Source organism: Paraburkholderia solisilvae, from assembly GCF_902859875.1.
Classification (GTDB): Bacteria; Pseudomonadota; Gammaproteobacteria; order Burkholderiales; family Burkholderiaceae; genus Paraburkholderia; species Paraburkholderia solisilvae.
The window spans coordinates 95,411-111,199 of record NZ_CADIKF010000021.1; the positions used below are offsets into that span (position 1 = coordinate 95,411).

Annotated in this window: 14 protein-coding genes and 1 pseudogene; 5 read left to right on the plus strand and 10 right to left on the minus strand. The window is 61.5% G+C overall.

Features of this window, described 5'->3' with window-relative positions:
- Positions 1-121: 121 nt before the first annotated feature.
- The 8 genes from ppk2 to HV675_RS15040 all read right to left on the minus strand — a co-directional run bounded on the left by ppk2 (position 122) and on the right by HV675_RS15040 (position 8,485).
- On the minus strand, positions 122-1,048 hold the full coding sequence (gene ppk2 / locus HV675_RS15005) for a polyphosphate kinase 2 (RefSeq protein ID WP_175111703.1): 927 nt from the start codon (positions 1,046-1,048) through the stop codon (positions 122-124).
- 124 nt (positions 1,049-1,172) lie between these two features.
- Positions 1,173-1,577, minus strand: coding sequence for a VOC family protein (locus HV675_RS15010; protein WP_175111704.1), 405 nt, complete (start codon positions 1,575-1,577; stop codon positions 1,173-1,175).
- A 103-nt stretch (positions 1,578-1,680) separates the two neighbouring features.
- Positions 1,681-3,411 carry a gamma-glutamyltransferase gene (gene ggt, locus HV675_RS15015; protein WP_175111705.1) on the minus strand — a complete coding sequence of 577 codons (1,731 nt, stop codon included), beginning with the start codon at positions 3,409-3,411 and terminating at the stop codon, positions 1,681-1,683.
- A gap of 270 nt (positions 3,412-3,681) precedes the next feature.
- A complete protein-coding gene (locus HV675_RS15020) occupies positions 3,682-5,085 on the minus strand; it encodes an MFS transporter (protein WP_175111706.1) in 1,404 nt (467 codons plus the stop codon).
- Between the two features lie 108 nt (positions 5,086-5,193).
- Positions 5,194-5,958 (minus strand): phosphocholine cytidylyltransferase family protein, encoded by a 765-nt coding sequence (locus HV675_RS15025; RefSeq protein ID WP_175111707.1) that lies wholly within the window; start codon positions 5,956-5,958, stop codon positions 5,194-5,196.
- A gap of 33 nt (positions 5,959-5,991) precedes the next feature.
- Complete coding sequence (locus tag HV675_RS15030; RefSeq protein ID WP_175111708.1) at positions 5,992-6,996, minus strand: flippase-like domain-containing protein; 1,005 nt, start codon at positions 6,994-6,996, stop codon at positions 5,992-5,994.
- Complete coding sequence (locus tag HV675_RS15035) at positions 6,993-7,832, minus strand: HalD/BesD family halogenase (RefSeq protein WP_175111709.1); 840 nt, start codon at positions 7,830-7,832, stop codon at positions 6,993-6,995. The genes HV675_RS15030 and HV675_RS15035 overlap by 4 nt, the downstream gene beginning before the upstream one ends.
- Entirely contained in the window at positions 7,829-8,485 is a 657-nt protein-coding gene (locus tag HV675_RS15040; RefSeq protein ID WP_377700614.1) for a CDP-alcohol phosphatidyltransferase family protein, read from the minus strand. Before HV675_RS15040 ends, HV675_RS15035 begins: the two co-directional genes overlap by 4 nt.
- Positions 8,486-8,769: 284 nt before the next feature.
- Between HV675_RS15040 and HV675_RS15045 the strand changes: the two genes are divergently transcribed.
- From HV675_RS15045 to HV675_RS15065, 5 genes are all read left to right on the plus strand, one after another.
- Positions 8,770-9,201 (plus strand): hypothetical protein, encoded by a 432-nt coding sequence (locus HV675_RS15045; RefSeq protein ID WP_175111711.1) that lies wholly within the window; start codon positions 8,770-8,772, stop codon positions 9,199-9,201.
- A 374-nt stretch (positions 9,202-9,575) separates the two neighbouring features.
- Positions 9,576-10,004 (plus strand): HIT family protein, encoded by a 429-nt coding sequence (locus tag HV675_RS15050; RefSeq protein ID WP_175111712.1) that lies wholly within the window; start codon positions 9,576-9,578, stop codon positions 10,002-10,004.
- A 690-nt stretch (positions 10,005-10,694) separates the two neighbouring features.
- The gene (locus HV675_RS15055) at positions 10,695-11,846 is read left to right on the plus strand and encodes a porin (protein ID WP_175111713.1); all 1,152 of its coding nucleotides are present in this window, start codon (positions 10,695-10,697) and stop codon (positions 11,844-11,846) included.
- A 312-nt stretch (positions 11,847-12,158) separates the two neighbouring features.
- Positions 12,159-12,494 (plus strand): sugar ABC transporter ATPase, encoded by a 336-nt coding sequence (locus tag HV675_RS15060; RefSeq protein WP_175111714.1) that lies wholly within the window; start codon positions 12,159-12,161, stop codon positions 12,492-12,494.
- Positions 12,495-13,010: a metal-dependent hydrolase gene (locus tag HV675_RS15065; RefSeq protein WP_175111715.1), complete on the plus strand. Its 516-nt coding sequence runs from the start codon at positions 12,495-12,497 to the stop codon at positions 13,008-13,010.
- Positions 13,011-13,098: 88 nt separating this feature from the next.
- On the opposite strand, the gene HV675_RS15070 is transcribed toward HV675_RS15065, so the two are convergent.
- Both HV675_RS15070 and HV675_RS15075 read right to left on the minus strand, forming a co-directional pair.
- Positions 13,099-14,445, minus strand: coding sequence for a hypothetical protein (locus HV675_RS15070; RefSeq protein WP_175111716.1), 1,347 nt, complete (start codon positions 14,443-14,445; stop codon positions 13,099-13,101).
- 70 nt (positions 14,446-14,515) lie between these two features.
- Positions 14,516-15,789, minus strand: a pseudogene (locus HV675_RS15075) (hypothetical protein); the annotation flags it as partial.

Here is a 15,789-nt window from a genome sequence, read left to right on the forward strand (position 1 = left end):
AAAGCGCGCTAAACCGACGCAATAAAAAAACGCGGCGCAGAGAAATTCTGCGCCGCGTTTTCTTTTACACGGTGCCCGCGCCTCGGTGTCCGCGCGGGCAACATGCGTTCAATACAGCCGTTCAATACACGTCAGGCACGATCATGCTGGCCGGCACCGGCTGCCGGATGTACTCCGGATGATGCACGCGCTCCGGCAACGTGATGGTCGGGTGTTCGACTTCGTTGTACGGCACCTGGTCGAGCAGATGCTGGATGCAGTTCAAACGCGCGCGCTTCTTGTCGACGGCCTGCACCACCCACCACGGCGCCTCGGGAATATGCGAACGCTGCAGCATCACTTCCTTCGCCTGGGTATACGCTTCCCAGCGGCGGCGGCTTTCGAGGTCCATCGGACTCAGCTTCCATTGCTTGAGCGGATCGTGAATACGCGCCTGGAAGCGAATTTCCTGCTCTTCGTCGGTAATCGAAAACCAGTATTTGACGATCTGAATACCGCTGCGCACCAGCATCTTTTCGAATTCGGGCACGGAGCGGAAAAACTCTTCGTACTCCGCGTCGTTGCAAAAGCCCATCACACGCTCGACGCCGGCGCGGTTGTACCAGCTGCGATCGAACAGCACCATCTCGCCGCCGGCCGGCAGGTGGCTCACATAGCGCTGGAAATACCACTGCGTGCGTTCGCGGTTGTTCGGCGCCGGCAGCGCGGCGACGCGGCACACACGCGGGTTCAGCCGCTGCGTAATGCGCTTGATCGCGCCGCCCTTGCCCGCCGCATCGCGGCCTTCGAAGATCACGACCAGCCGGTGGCCGGTCTGCACGATCCAGTCCTGCAGCTTCACCAGTTCGCCCTGCAACCGGAACAGCTCGCGAAAGTACTGCTTGCGCAACGCACGCGCTTCGTCGGATAAGGCGCCGGCACCGTCGAGCATGCGGTCGTCGACTTCCATTTCCAGTTCCTCATCGTATGCGTCGATGAGGTCTTCTTCAAAACGCCGCTGCCGCGCGGCCAGCGACATCGGGTCGGACTCCCGGTCGAACTCGTTCATCGCGTTCTCTCCTCGGTTGCGCGCTGCGCACAAATGGCAGTGCCGAATGGTCGATTATCGAAGCGCGAGGTGTCAACTGTGTTACCTGACAGCGCGATGTAATCGAACCCTGATGGTTGAGAGTTTACCGCAGCAGCCGCTTTGCGAAGCTCAGTTGATGGCCGTCCGGGTCGCGGATGTGGAAATAGCGCTCGCCCCAGGTCGCGTCCGCGGGCGCGCTTTCCGGCTCGAGACCCGCGTCGAGCGCTAGCTGGTACAGCGCGTCGACGTCGGAGACGTGGAGGATCACGCGCCCCCACCAGTGGATCGGCCCATGCGTTTCCGCGATCAGGTTCAGATGCGACCCGCCGAACGCGTACGAGGTGAAGTCCGCGTCGGGGCCGCCATACGCGTATGAAAAACCGAGTGCCGCATAGAACCGCACCGCGCGCGCCATGTCGCTCGTCGCCAGCGTAACCGCGTTGATCGATTCGACACGCGGCTGCGGCAAAGCGGATTGCGGTGCGGAAGTTTTCGGGCTGCGAGCCATTGCGCGCTCCATCGTCTGCGAAACAAAACGGCAGCCCCATGCGGGAGGCTGCCGTTCACGACGCGGCATCGCGCCGCGTCAAACCGCAAGCGCGCTGCGCGTGTTACTGGATCACGCGCGTCACACCGCGCCCACGCGGATCGGCCACGGGGTTCGGCGTGTCGCCGTTGATCTTGATCGCCTGTACATCGCCGTTGAAGTTTTGGCCTTGCAGCACATAGCCCTTTGCTTCGACCTGCCTGGCAAGGTCGCCGTCGATCTTCGCATACGGCTCCCAGAAGATCGTATTCGGCGGCAACAGCTGGTGATGAAAGCGCATGGCGGCCACCGCGTCTTTCAACGGCATGTTGAAATCGTACACGTTGTTGATCACCTGGAAAATCGTCGTGAAGATACGCGAACCGCCCGGCGTGCCGATCACGAGCGATACCTTGCCGTCCTTCGTCAGAATGGTCGGCGTCATCGACGACAGCGGGCGCTTGTTCGGCTCGATCGCATTCGCGTCGCTGCCGACCACGCCGAACATGTTCGGCACACCCGGCTTGGCCGCGAAGTCGTCCATTTCGTCGTTCAGCACGATGCCGGTGCCTTGCGCGACCACACCGGAGCCGAAATAGCCGTTGACCGTATACGTGTTCGACACGGCATTACCCCATTTGTCGACCACCGAAAAATGCGTCGTCTCGGCCTTCTCGGGCATCGATGTACCGAGCCCCGCCTGCACGCTCTTTGTGTCCGACGGCGCATCCGGATTCACTTCGGCGGCACGCTTCGCGAGATACGCGTCATCGGTCAACTGGGCAACCGGTACTTTATAGAAGTCGGGGTCGCCGAGGTATTGCGCGCGGTCCGCGAAGACGCGCTTTTCGATTTCCGCCATCAGATGCATGTACTGCGGCGAATTCAACTCGACGCCGTTGAAATCCTGTTTCAGGTCCGCCTTCATTTTCAGCAGTTGCACGAGGCCCACGCCGCCCGAGCTCGGCGGCGGCGCGGTAATCACGCGGTAGCCGTTCCAGTTCGCCTCAACCGGCTGACGCCATACCGCCTTGTAGTCATGCAGGTCGCGTTTCGTGATCAACCCGTGTCCGCGCATCGACGCGGCGATCAGGTCCGCGGTCTCGCCGTCATAGAATTCTTTCGCGCCGTTGTTTGCGATGCGCGTAAGCACCGCGGCAAGATCCGGCTGTTTGAAGTTCTCACCCGCTTTCATACTGCCGAAATAGGTGTCGAAATTCGTCTTGCCCTCGAAGTCTTTGGCCGCACTGTCGCGACGCTGCTGCAGCAGTTCGTCGACGACGAAACCGTCGCGCGCATACCGGATGGCGGGAGCGAGCACCTGTTTCCACTGCAGCCGGCCGAAGCGGCGTTGCGCCTCCCACATGCCCGCGACGGTGCCCGGCACGCCGACCGCGTAATAACCATGCAGGCTTTTACCCTTGATCACGTTGCCCTGCTCGTCGAGATACATCGTGCGGGTCGCCGCGAGCGGCGCACGCTCGCGATAGTCGATGAAGTAAGGCTTGCCGTTCACATAGAGCGTCATGAAGCCGCCGCCGCCGATATTGCCGGCTTCCGGATACGTGACCGCAAGGGTGAACGCGATGGCGACGGCGGCATCGACCGCATTGCCGCCTTCCTTGAAGATCTGTTCCGCGGCGTCCGCACTGTATTTATCGGCGACCGCGATAGCGGACGCCGACAGAACGGCGGGCTGTTTCGAAGGCGCTCTTGCATACGCCGGCGCGGATTCGAGAAAGCCGGCCGAGATCGACACGAGCCCGGCAAAAGCCACGCTCGCGATGGAGAGTTTCGCTTTATTGTTCGCTTTCATCGGCTGTCCTCCATGACAGTGAATACACGATCTTCAAATCTTCGTGAGAAACCTGTCATGGGCTTATAACATGACAATGCGCCGTTGCGAACCCCGCGGTATACCGTTTCTCGCCCATGCGACGGTGCGGCGTGGTGAACGGCGTCACGGCCGGCAGATAAAATAAATGGGGAGTCGCAAGACATTGCGCCCGACGAGCGCAGCAAGACTTATGCATACCGCGTGCCGCCGCACGATCCGATACGCGTATCGCGCTACAGAGCAGAAGGGCTACGCATTGCCCCGCTTGCCGCGTGCGAGTTCATCGCCGCTGCCGTGCGGCAAACGCGACGTGACCGGAATCGATGCGCACGAGAACAATCCGACCACGAGAAAGGCCGGCCAGAAATCCGACCAGACGATCGCTTTGTGCCCTTGCAGCACATGTGAAATTTGCAGCACGATGCCGGCTATCGTCACGCCCAGGCCGAGCGACAGTTGCTGGATCACACTCGACACGCCGGTCGCGCGACTAATGTCGCGCATCGGAATGTCCGCATACGCGAGCGAATTGAGCGACGTGAATTGCAACGACGGAAAGATGCCGCCGACCAGCACGACGCACCAGATCAGCCAATGCGGCGTGCCGGGAAAAAACAGGCCGTAGACCGCGATCGCGCAGCCCGCGAGCGCCGCGTTAAACATCAGCACCGCGCGAAAGCCGAAGCGCGCGAGCACCGGCGAGGCAATCGCCTTCATAAAGATCGCGCCGAATGCCGACGCGCAGGTAATCGACCCGGACTGGAACGCGGTCATGCCGAGTCCTTCCTGCAGCGCGAGCGGCAACAGGAACGGCACGGCGCCAAGGCCAATCCGGAACAGCGAGCCGCCCACCACGCTCGCGTGAAACGACGGAATGCGCAGCAGGCGCAAGTCGAGCACCGGCGCTTCGACGCGGCTCGCGTAGAACCAGTACGCGAAGAGCAACGCGGCGCCGAGCGCGCACATCGTGAACGTCGCGGCGCCTGATACGAGATCGCTGCCGATCAGCGACAGGCCGAGCATCATCAGCGCCGCGCCGCTCGCGGACAGCGCGAAACCGAACCCGTCGAGCCGCCCCGGATGCGGCTCGCGCAGATTCTGGATATGCCGGTTCGTAAGCCAGATGCCGAGAATGCCGATCGGCACGTTGACGAAGAAAATCAGCCGCCAGTGCAGATACGTCGTGATGAAGCCGCCGATCGGCGGCCCGACGACCGGCCCGAGCAACGCGGGCACCGTCAGATAGTTGACCGCGCGAATAAACTCCGACTTCGGCATCGAACGGAAGATGATGATGCGTCCGACCGGCACCATCAGCGCACCGCCGACGCCTTGCACGAAACGCGCGGCGACCAGTGTCGCCAGCGAGGTGGACGCCGCGCACATCAGCGAGCCGGCGACGAACACGCCGATCGCCGTGCGAAACACCGTGCGCGAACCGAAGCGGTCCGCGACCCAGCCGCAGATCGGGATAAATACGCCAAGGCCGATCACATAACTCGTGACCGCCAGTTTCAGCACGATCGGGTCGGTACCGAAGTCGCGTGCGATCACCGGCAGCGACGTGACGATTACGGTCGAATCCACGTTCTCCATGAACATCGCGCATGCGACGATCAACGGAACGATGAAGGCGCCTAGGGCAAGGGGCATTGGATGACAGCGCGGCTCACGATCTGTTGAAGATCGCAACGCCGCGCAAGACGACGAGGAATCAGTTGCGGCTGCAACAAAACGGCATGACGAGCGTGGCCGGCGAGACTAGCGCGACGCGCCGACGAGCGGTTGCAGCAGCGGCAAAATCTCGATGCCGGCGCGCTCGACGTCGGTCGGAAAGTCGATTTCGATCCACGGCGCGCCGGTCACATCGGCGGTTTCGAACACATGGCTGCGCTCGAGCAGCAGGTCGCGCACCGCTTCTTCATGCGGCAGGTTCGCACGGCCGCCGTCGACATAGCCCGCGACGATCTGCGCAAAGCGCCGCGCGGCGTCCTCGCGCAAGCGGAAAAAGCCGATCGACTCGCCGATCGTGTCGTACGCGAGATTCGCGGCGACCTGCTTGCGCAACTCCACCGGCACGCCGTCTTTCAGGCACAGCTTCACCGGCTCGTCGCCGGTTTCGAAGTCGCGGTCGATCAGCAGGCGGTTCGCATGGTCGCCGGCCACCAGCGGCGTAAGAATACGTTCGTCGTACAGCACGTCCGCGTCCATCAGCAGCACGTCGCCGCCGCGCGTCAGCGCATCGGCCACCGTATGCACGGTCAGCACGCTGCCGAGGTCATAGCGCGGGTTCAACATGATCTCGACCTGACGCGGCCACGCGATCCGCTTCAATTCCGCTTCCACCAGCTCGGGCTGAAAGCCGAGCGCGAGCACGATGTCATGCACGCCCGCCGCATCGAGCATCTGCAGATGACGCTCGAGCAGCGTCATGCCGTCGAAGCGCAGCAGGCATTTGGGATATTGTTCGCCGGGTTGCTGCTGAAGACGCAGGCCCAAGCCCGCGGCAAGAATGATGGCGCGCATTCGCGGTCCTTCCTGTTTCGGTTTTCGGGTGAATTAATCGGTCGCCGGCAGGCGCGTCGCACGCCGCCGTTGCCAGCTTCTTTCGCTGAAGTGCAGATAGAGCAGGCCCGGCATGCCCAGCAGCAACTCGCGGGCGCGCTTGGCAAGCGACAGCGCGAGCGCGGCTTCCGGCGGCAGGCCGACGAGCGGCGCGAGCAGCAGGTAGCCGCCTTCCTGGACGCCGAGCGAGCCCGGAATCGCGAAGGCCGCACCGCGGATCGCCTGGCCGATGCTTTCGAGCAGCAGCGCGTCGACCCAGTCGACCGGATGGCCGAGAAAGCGCAGCGCAAGCCACACTTCCACCGTACCGACCAGCCAGCCCGCGAGGCTCAATGCGAAACTCGCGGCAACGCGCCGGCGGTCGCCGTATAGCGCATGCACCGCTGCGTCGACTGCGTCGGCGCGCATCGTCAGCGACGACCAGTCACGCTTGCCGAGCACCTTCGAGATCACGCGCAGTGCGCGGCCGAACAGCCCGCGCCGCTGCGCCAGATAGAAACCGACAACCATCGCGCCGAGCACCGCGGTCGCGATCATCGCGGCGGTCTGCAGATTGTGAAACGCGCCGTGCGATGCGGATGCACCGAACAGCAGCAGCCCGAGCATCGCGAAGACGATCTGCGCGATCGCCTGCAGTGTCGTGCTGACGGTAATCACCGCGGCCGAGTCGCGCATTGACATGCCGCGCTGCGCGAGCTGGCGCGCCATCATCACCGGGCCGCCGATCTGGCCGGCCGGCAGCAGGCTGTTCACCGATTCGCCGATCCAGCGCGCGAACACCGCGTCACGCTCGGTGAGCGGATCGCGACGCTTGTCGAACAGCACGGAAATCGCGCCCGCGTCGAGCACCAGCGGCAGCAGATGCAGCACCGCGACCAGCGCGAGCCCCCAGCCGGCCGTCAGCAGCGTCGAGGCGACCGACCCGAAGCCTTGCCACGCGAGCAGCGCGACAAACAGCGCGCCGCCGATGGTCAGCAGGATCATGGCGGCGCGGGTCACGCGCGCCCTCCGTTGCGCCGGGCGCTGTTGCGTCGCGCGAACTGGCTGAACACCTGGCGGAAACCGAAATATGCAATCGCGTCTTTCAGGTTCGAAATCACGCGCCGCCACGGCCGCATGTTCGGATCGGTCACGTATTCGAAGGTCAGCGATACGCGCATTTCGTTTTCGCGCGCCGGCGAGATGCGATGGCGCAGCTTGTCGCCGTCGAAGAATACGAGGCCGCCCGGAGGGATCTGCACGGAACCGGGCATATCGGGCACGTCCGGGTTGCGCGTGTGCAACTCGTAATCGAGGCGGCACGACGATTCGTCGATCACGCCGAGCAGCAGCGTATAGCGGCGGCCGTCGTAGTACGACGTGTCATAGTGCCAGCCGATATGGTCGCCGGCGCGGGTGTAGTAATAGAGGGCGTACGCATGCGGATCGTCCGCGGGCGATTCCATCAGCTTGTCGCCGGTCAGCTGTTCGAGCCAGCCGATCAGTTCCTTCGACCGGTACAGCGCAGCGATGAACGGCGCGAGGCGGTCGATCGTGTGACGGCTCACGCTGCCGCCCTGCTTGTGACCCGGCAGATAGTTGCGGTTCACCTCGCCGAGCAGGCCGCGCGCGCTCGCGATCAGTTGCGCGGTGACTTCCGGCGCAAGGAAATCGTCCAGATACAGGAATGCGCCCTGGTCGGCGAACTGCTTGCGCAACCGCGCATTGTCGAACGTGCCGACCTGGCTCGCGACCGCCTGATCGGGGTCCGGAATGGCCGCTGCCGGCGGCGAGCCGGCAGCGTGATGGGGCGAGGCCTGCACTGCGACGAAGGGTTGTTCGGCTGACGTGCTCATCGGCTAACCCACATCTGGCTGGCTTCCTGTTTGGCGTCCTGCAGCGGACGGCTGCGGCGCACGACACGGCGATAATCGATGACGACCCACGCGGCAAAGAGCGGTGCGCCGACCGACGCGGCGATCAGAAACGGCGTCACGCCGCTGAACAGCGTGACAAGCGGCAGCAGGTACAGCACGTCTTCGGTTTCGAAACCGCCCACCGAGCCCTGTCTGGTGCCCGCCTTGCCTTCCATTTCCTCGATGCGCATGCGCAGGAAAAAGATCAGCGCCACAGCCACGCCCGCGACGCAACCGAGCAGGAACGGCGGCGCGCTCAGGCCGATCCACGCCTGCACGCTCGCCGCCTGCACGCCGTAGCCGAGGCCGCCGAACAACAGCACGGTCACCAGCGCATCGCACGCGAGATCGTAAAAATGACCGATACGACTCGACTTGCCGCTCACGCGCGCCAATTCACCATCGGTGTGATCGACGAAATTCGAGACGACGATGAGCAATGCGCCGAGATTGGTCCATCCGTAACCGCCGCGCGCGAGATAAAGCGCCCCGGCAAGGCCGATCAGCAGGCGGACGGTGGTGAGATGATTCGGTGTCACGCGGGTGTTCACGAGCGGCATGATCAGCCGCCGCGCCAGCCTCGCATCCCACATTTTGGGCGGCGGGACATTGGTTGGCGTCGTCGAAGGGTTGTCTTTCGATGTCATAACCCGGCAATATATACGGGAATGAAACTTCATGCCCGGCTTTATCGCAAGCCTGTGATTTTCCCGGGATCAAAGCGGGCGTTGAGCCAGGCGCAAATCGCCGAAGGCCGCTAAAGTGTCAGATCTGCTGCCGAACCTGTTGTGAAAAGGCAGCATGGTGTTGGGCGCCGCGCGATGCTTGCTGCCGGCCCATACAATGCCACGCTCGATGCGAACATTCGACCAAGAATATGAAACGCACTTTCCTCTTTGTCGCGGCGCTTATTGCCGCGGCGATGCCGCTCGCTTTGCGTGCGGCCGAACTCGATGCAGCGCTCGCATGCGGTGAATCCGCACACCGGTTTATCGCCGACCTCGCCGATCAGCAATTGATCGAGCCGGAGCCGATGCGGGTCGAAAGCAATTCGATCAATGCGTTCCAGCCCGCGCGCGATGCGCGGATGACCGCGTACGGATTCAGCGTGTTCGCCGTGGTCGGTTTCGAACAGGACGACCCGCTCTTCAAGCGCGGCAAAGGCGAGCCGCTCGCGAAATCCGCGTATGGGGCGGTCGTGTTCGGCAACGACGAGAAGGTGCAGGCGGCCGTGACCGCAGCCGGCAGCAACGCGGTCGTGCATCACGTCGCACCGCATATCACCGCGATTTTCTGCAAGCGAAGCTAACGCTCGCGCGCGGGTTGCGTGTACTGCATGTGTTACCTGTGCAGCTTGTGCGTTGACGCGCGCCCCGACGCCGCGGCGTGGATGCCGGCCGGTTCGACATGTGAATGCCGGGTTTGTCCACAGGTCCCGTGCACAACAGTGTGGAGAACCTGCGCGCACCACGTCCAGGTGCCTGTCAGCAAACGCAATATCCTGCGCCGCTCACAAACCGTGCACAGCCCATGTGTTGCCCGTGTGCAGCCCGTGTGTTGCGACTTCGTCGGCCCGATCGCTTCCTGCGTGACGCCCCTCGTATCGTGAACGCCGGTCTCACGCCGTGGCCGCGGGTCCGTCGGCTAGAATCGTCGCGCCCTTCTCCTTCTCGAGGCCGACTGATGGAATACGATCCGCAAAATCCCTTCGCCCGCATCCTGCGCGGCGAGTTGCCGTCGCTGCGCGTGTATGAGGACGACTTCACCGTCGCGTTGATGGACATCATGCCGCAAGCCGACGGGCACGTACTGGTCCTCACGAAGGAACCGGTCGCCGAGGTGTTCGATCTGTCCGCGCAAGGCGCGGCGGCCTGCATGCACACGACGCGCAGAGTCGCGCGCGCGGTGAAGGCCGCGCTCAATCCGCCCGGCGTGATGATCGTGCAATTGAATGGCAGCGCAGCCGGCCAGACCGTACCGCACGTGCACTTTCACGTGATTCCGCGTCACGCGGGCCTGGACCTGAAGCTGCATCACGCGGTGCCTGCGGATACTGCGCAGTTGCGCGAATTCGCCGAACGGATCAAGGCCGCGATGCCGGCCGACGCATAACGCGTATAAAGAACACGCATTTCCCATTACCCGCGCAACGCGTGACGTAGCGCAAAACGAGCGTCACGCGTGCGCGCAACGGGTGCACCAGGTTGCAGCAAGCCACGAAACTATCAATTGACCATCGACCTGCTATCAAAATGCTTTCCAGAATCCGCTTTTATTTCCTGATGCGATTGCAATTGCCGCACAATAAACGCGAATGCCGGAATAATTAACCGGATATCGGCAAAAAAAACGCGGCCCGAAAGCCGCGTGCAAAAGTACAGATAAAAAAGACCACCCTTGGTCAAGGGGCGATTTCATTCTATGCGTATGCGGCGCGGCGAGCGACCACATAATGCGGAAAAGTTCTTTGCAAAAAATCACACGAATAAATTGCTGACTTTCCGATTTTCGAATTATCACTTATCTTTCACGAAAGCATGCTACGTCGCGCCTGCGCAACAGCCGCGAGGTTGACAGGCGTGTGAATCGCCGGTGTCGCCGCTGATTTTCCCTTTATACAGACGTACTTACGACGATAAATCGCGCTATTCCGAAATCCGGAACGAACTGTTGCGCAATACGCGGTCAAGCCACGGAATAAGCAGAATAAACTTCGCTTCGGATCGTCTGTGGGCCGCGCTGAACGGCGGTATGCACAATCTCAACGCGATTCTCTACGCACTGTCTCGGAGTTTACAAACCATGAAAAAAACACTTTTCGTTGCGAGCATCATGGGCGCTTTCGCCGCGCCGGCCGTATACGCGCAAAGCAGCGTGACGCTGTACGGCACGCTGGACGCTGGTCTCGTCTACTCGAACAACCAGCAAGGTCATAGCAACTGGCAGCAAGCGAGTGGCAGCGTGTCGAACACGTACTTTGGCTTGAAAGGCAACGAAGATCTCGGCGGCGGTCTGCATGCGATCTTCACGTTGGAGAGCGGCTTCAACATCAACAACGGCAATTTCACGCAAAGCAACAACCTGTTCAACCGTCAGGCATTCGTCGGTTTGCAGAGCAACCAGTACGGCACGTTGACCCTCGGCCGCCAATATGACTCGATGGTCGACTTCCTCGCCCCGCTGTCCGAAGCGGGCGGCGGCTACGGCAACAACCTTGCGGCCCACCCGTTCGATAACGACAACCTGGACAATTCGTTCTCGGTTCAGAACTCGGTGAAGTACACGAGCAACGACTACGCGGGTCTGAAATTCGGTGGCTTGTATGGCTTCTCGAACCAGGCAGGCGGGTTCTCGCAGAACCGTGCATGGAGCGCGGGCGCATCGTATAACAACGGTCCGTTGAATATCGCCGCGTCGTACCTGCAACTGAACAACTCGGGCACCAACGTGACCGGCGCGATCTCGGTGCAGAACGGCAACGCGAACATCGCGTCGAATCAGCAGCGCACGTACGGTGCAGGTATCGGCTATACGTACGGCCCGGCCAACGCGAACTTCGTCTATACGCATACGCAGCTGGACGGCGTACAAGGTATCGACGCAGGCGGCATCCCGCTGGCGGGCGTGACCGGCATGAACCTGCATATGGACAACTACGAAATCAACGGCCGCTATTCACTGACGCCGGCGTTGAGCCTCGCAGCTGCCTATACGTTCACGGACGGCAAGGTGACGGGCACGGCGAACAATGGCGATCCGAAGTGGCATACGGTGTCTCTGATGACCGACTACTCGCTGAGCAAGCGCACTGACGTGTACCTCGAAGGCGTGTACCAGCACGCATCGGGTCAGTTCGGCGATTTCGGCGGGAACGTCGCGACGATCAACACGCTCGAGCCGTCGTCGACCGGCAACCAGGTCGCGGCTAGCGTCGGTCTGCGTCACCGCTTCTAAGCATCACGCTTGCGGAGCGCGGCGCCGGGTTTCCTGACATGGCCTGAGCTGCATTGAAGGCTGTTTGAAATTCCTGCTGCCGCATGAATGCTCCGTATCGATAAACGCGCGCGTCTGCACGACGCGCGCGTTTTTTTGTGCGGACACCGCAAACCGGTTACCGAATGTAAACCGTCTTTCCGTCTGCCGCGCGCGCGTGTGACAATCGCGTTGCTTTTGCAGCGCGGGGCGTGATGCTCCGCACGAGCCCACGCGCCGTGCTTACGCTTGCTCTTTGCTTGCGCCGGCACGGACATCATAAAGAGCAGAACGATGAAAAAACTCCTGCTACTGGCGCCGCTCGCGTTCGTGGCCGCCTGCGGTTCGTCGCGCGGACCGGAAGGCGCTGGTTCCGACACGATGGTCTATGTGTCATCCGCTCGCGAGGCATCGGATATTGCGCACTGCCTCGACAGCCGGCTTTCGCGCGTGCATGAGTCGAAGAACAATGGCTCGACCGAGTTGACGGTCGGGTCTTCGTCGCATGGGTCGTATTTCATTACGCTGACGCCGTCGCCGCGCGGGTCGGTGGTGAAAGTTGTGCGCGGAGCATCGGAAGATCCGCCTGAAGAGGAATTGCGATTCGCGATCGCGCGGTGCACGACTTAGATGGCATCGACAGCTGCGCATCATGCGACCGGTTGGGCCGCTGGTGCGATTGCGGCGGCGCTTGTCGCTCATACGGGTGCGGGCGGGAGTTATCACTTGTGGGTGGCCGCGGCGTTTGTTGCTGGCGTAGCCGGTAGTACGGCGCCGGATTGGCTCGAAGTCGCGTGGTGGTCGCGCACGCGACGGTTGTGGATCACGCATCGCACTGCGACGCATTGGGGCATCGGCTGGCTTGCGCTACTTGCCGGCGCTTATCACGGGCTCTCTCATCATCCGCTTGCGGCGCCCCTCTTCGGATTCGCGTGCGGCGGTGTGATGCATCTGCTGGCGGACTGGCCGAATCCGCTCGGCGTGCCGTGGATCGCTGGACGGCATTCGTTGAACTGGTGGAACAGCGGGCGGTGCGATGTGCTGATCGTCGCGGCATCGTGGGCGAGCGCGTGGTTTGTGGTTATGCATGTTTGGGTGCTTCGATGGCATGCGGTGCCGTGGCTGCGGAAGATGGGGGTGGGTTGAGCCTTTCCTCCTCGGGATCGCCATCGAGCACGAGCCCGCCGCTCGTCGTTTTGTCGAACTGCATGATGTATGCGCGTCGCGGCATGGTTCAAACTCCTATCCATTCCCAGCGCACGTCGTTACGAACCTGTCCGGAAGCTTTTCTGGACGCGGGCATGAGCTGGCCTTGCCTGCAGTGGATGATCTCGCCCAGGCTGTCGTCGTACTCGGGCGGATACGTTGTCATGTCCCACTCGATGCGCGCAAACCAGTGGCCGGTGCGCGGGCATACCTTGCCCGGCTTGCATTGCGTCTCGAATGCGTAAACATCGGCCGGCGGTCCGGCTTCCCAGGTCCATCCCAGGTGCTTGCCGTGGAGTGGCTGGCCGAGGCCGTCCACCATGTTCTTCACTTCCGGCACAGGGTCGTTCCTGTAGAACCTGTTCACGAAGCGGCTGCGCTGTCCGCTGTCGGATACGGCGCGGTAGTAGCCTTCTTCGATGAAAGTTGAACCGGGGTAGAAGGGCTGCGATGACATTGCTTCGCGCTTTTGGGCTTCGAAGTTTTCGCGTTCTTCTGGTGTGGAGGGGTAGTCGTGGTCGAAGGTGACGAGGGCGGCCTTACCACGGTCGGACCGGAAGTCAACGCGCGCCATGGTTGCCGCCAGTCCGTCACCGTCCAGATCGGTAATTGCAATGGCATTGACGTCGTATGTGCCACGTTTAATCTTTGTATCCGGTAGCGCCCGGAAGTCGAATACGACAGTCCCTCTCGCAGGCAGGGTGACCGTGTCACTGTTGAAATCAGCCTTGTTCACCAAAGCCAGACCGGCGAGTTGGATTCCCCACTTCTCAGTCCCGTCGACCGCTTTTCCCCATACACTTAGACTGTCACCGTACTGCCGCGACCAGACATCCGGAGTGGACATCCGGATTGTGTAGCGCCCGTTGTTGGTGAATTTTACGGAAACGAAGAATTTATCCTTCTCACGTCTGACTTCTCTTACCGCGAGATCAAGCTTGACGATCGCACGACCGCTTTCGACATACCGACTCAATGCCATAACGCGATAGTCAAAAAGCTGGAACGCCAGATCTCGCGGTAACTCATCCAGTTTCCCTTGATAAGATTTGAGGGCGCCCTGGTTGAGACACGTGACCGAGTAATGCATTGCTGGCGGGTTGGTCGGAAAGTCTCGCGAAGTCTCATCTGTCGCCGCGCTGCACAGTTTGCTATGGATCTCCCGCGCCTGCCGGAGGTCCTCCGGCGAAAGCTGATTTTCGACTATGCCGATACCGTCGACGTTCATATCGAGGGTATCGGACAAGCCGACGTGAATCGTTCCGGATAACCACACACCTACGTCGTTCGAACCCAGGGGCATCGTGATCATCGGACTGATCGTGAAACCTTCCCCACGCGGAAGTCCATTGTCTTCGGCCGACAGCGCGTTCATTCCATATGCTCCAAATAAAAACAATGACAAGGTCAGCCAGATAACACGTGAGCGAGGGCGGGCGACGAACCTACTCAGCCACATAGCCCACCTTCCAGTTCTTGTGAGTTAGTTCTGAAAAGTGCCGCCGAATGTATTCGAGGTAATAGGGATGGACGGACGCACTCGGCGCAACGTTGCGCGCATCTGGAACCGGGTTATTGCATGCGGCTCCCATGATGTTTGCCGCCGCACTGATTTGCCACACTTCCTTCCCGCGATTGGCGTCTCCGAGATTGAAGTTCAATTGACCGTCGTCGATGTACATCCTGTGCACCCAACCACCGTACGCCCAATATTCGTCGGGGAAGTTAAACAGGTGGCCACATTCATGTGCAACCACGTTGGTATCGCGCAAATCATCGGTCCAGGCTCCGTCTTTATCCGGCAGCATGCCAATCTCACCCCAGGCGCCGGCATCGGCTCGCTGCGCCCGTGGAAACAGGTGAATTGTCTTGTGCATCTTCTTGCCGTTGCCGACCTCCGCGCCCCTTACGCTGACGAAAAATTCCACCTGGAAGAGCACCGATACACGGCAACCACACGATGAGCCTTTCGAACAGCCATCGAGAATCAGCTTGCTTCTATGTCCGTTCAGCACCGCCTCGACCTGGCGTTTCTTCGTCTCGACGTTAAAGCGTGGGCCGGTTTCATCGCGGTGTTCCATGACGTAGCCTCTGGAAGGCTTGCCCACGCCATTGAATACGCATGGATAGTGGATGGTGGTGTCGTAAGGCACCGACTGCTTCAGCGTTTCATTCCCGCGTGCGTTTCCTGTTGTATCAACCCTGATCAGATCGACTGGAATGATCTTCACTCTGACCGTGGCATACAGACACTTCGCCCGTTCGTCATACGACAATTCGAAAGCCGTGGGAAAAGTGGAACCCGCCGTGCGCTGATTCATTTCACGGTCCAACCACGGAGTCTTATTCGGTTTCAATGCTGCGTAGCTACCCGTCTCCGTCACATCACTACACTCGCTGACAAACCCCGGCATACGCCAGTTGCAATACACGCCCTTCTCAAGCCTGATGGGCACACTGAGGTCACGCGAAGCCGGCAGCGTCGGCTCCTGTTCCGGGTGATGATCCGCATCGGGCGCATCGGGCGAATCCGCCGGGATAACCGGCACGCCCTTGCCCTGCGTCTTCTCCGGTATCGACGCGCGCGACACCGGCGCAGCCGGCACTATCCCTTGCGCGGCCTCCGCCTTTGGCGACGTCGCCCACGCAAAACTGTTATTGCCCCGCCACGCGTCACACGCCACATGAAACGGAAACATCTGCGGCGCGAAGGCGGGCG

Bases quoted from the DNA above. Each gene is read 5' to 3' on its own strand.
- ppk2 (WP_175111703.1), bottom strand. From the start codon at position 1,048: ATGAACGAGTTCGACCGGGAGTCCGACCCGATGTCGCTGGCCGCGCGG.
- HV675_RS15010 (WP_175111704.1), bottom strand. From the start codon at position 1,577: ATGGCTCGCAGCCCGAAAACTTCCGCACCGCAATCCGCTTTGCCGCAG.
- ggt (WP_175111705.1), bottom strand. From the start codon at position 3,411: ATGAAAGCGAACAATAAAGCGAAACTCTCCATCGCGAGCGTGGCTTTT.
- HV675_RS15020 (WP_175111706.1), bottom strand. From the start codon at position 5,085: ATGCCCCTTGCCCTAGGCGCCTTCATCGTTCCGTTGATCGTCGCATGC.
- HV675_RS15025 (WP_175111707.1), bottom strand. From the start codon at position 5,958: ATGCGCGCCATCATTCTTGCCGCGGGCTTGGGCCTGCGTCTTCAGCAG.
- HV675_RS15035 (WP_175111709.1), bottom strand. From the start codon at position 7,832: ATGAGCACGTCAGCCGAACAACCCTTCGTCGCAGTGCAGGCCTCGCCC.
- HV675_RS15040 (WP_377700614.1), bottom strand. From the start codon at position 8,485: ATGTGGGATGCGAGGCTGGCGCGGCGGCTGATCATGCCGCTCGTGAAC.
- HV675_RS15045 (WP_175111711.1), top strand. From the start codon at position 8,770: ATGAAACGCACTTTCCTCTTTGTCGCGGCGCTTATTGCCGCGGCGATG.
- HV675_RS15050 (WP_175111712.1), top strand. From the start codon at position 9,576: ATGGAATACGATCCGCAAAATCCCTTCGCCCGCATCCTGCGCGGCGAG.
- HV675_RS15055 (WP_175111713.1), top strand. From the start codon at position 10,695: ATGAAAAAAACACTTTTCGTTGCGAGCATCATGGGCGCTTTCGCCGCG.
- HV675_RS15060 (WP_175111714.1), top strand. From the start codon at position 12,159: ATGAAAAAACTCCTGCTACTGGCGCCGCTCGCGTTCGTGGCCGCCTGC.
- HV675_RS15065 (WP_175111715.1), top strand. From the start codon at position 12,495: ATGGCATCGACAGCTGCGCATCATGCGACCGGTTGGGCCGCTGGTGCG.
- HV675_RS15070 (WP_175111716.1), bottom strand. From the start codon at position 14,445: ATGAACGCGCTGTCGGCCGAAGACAATGGACTTCCGCGTGGGGAAGGT.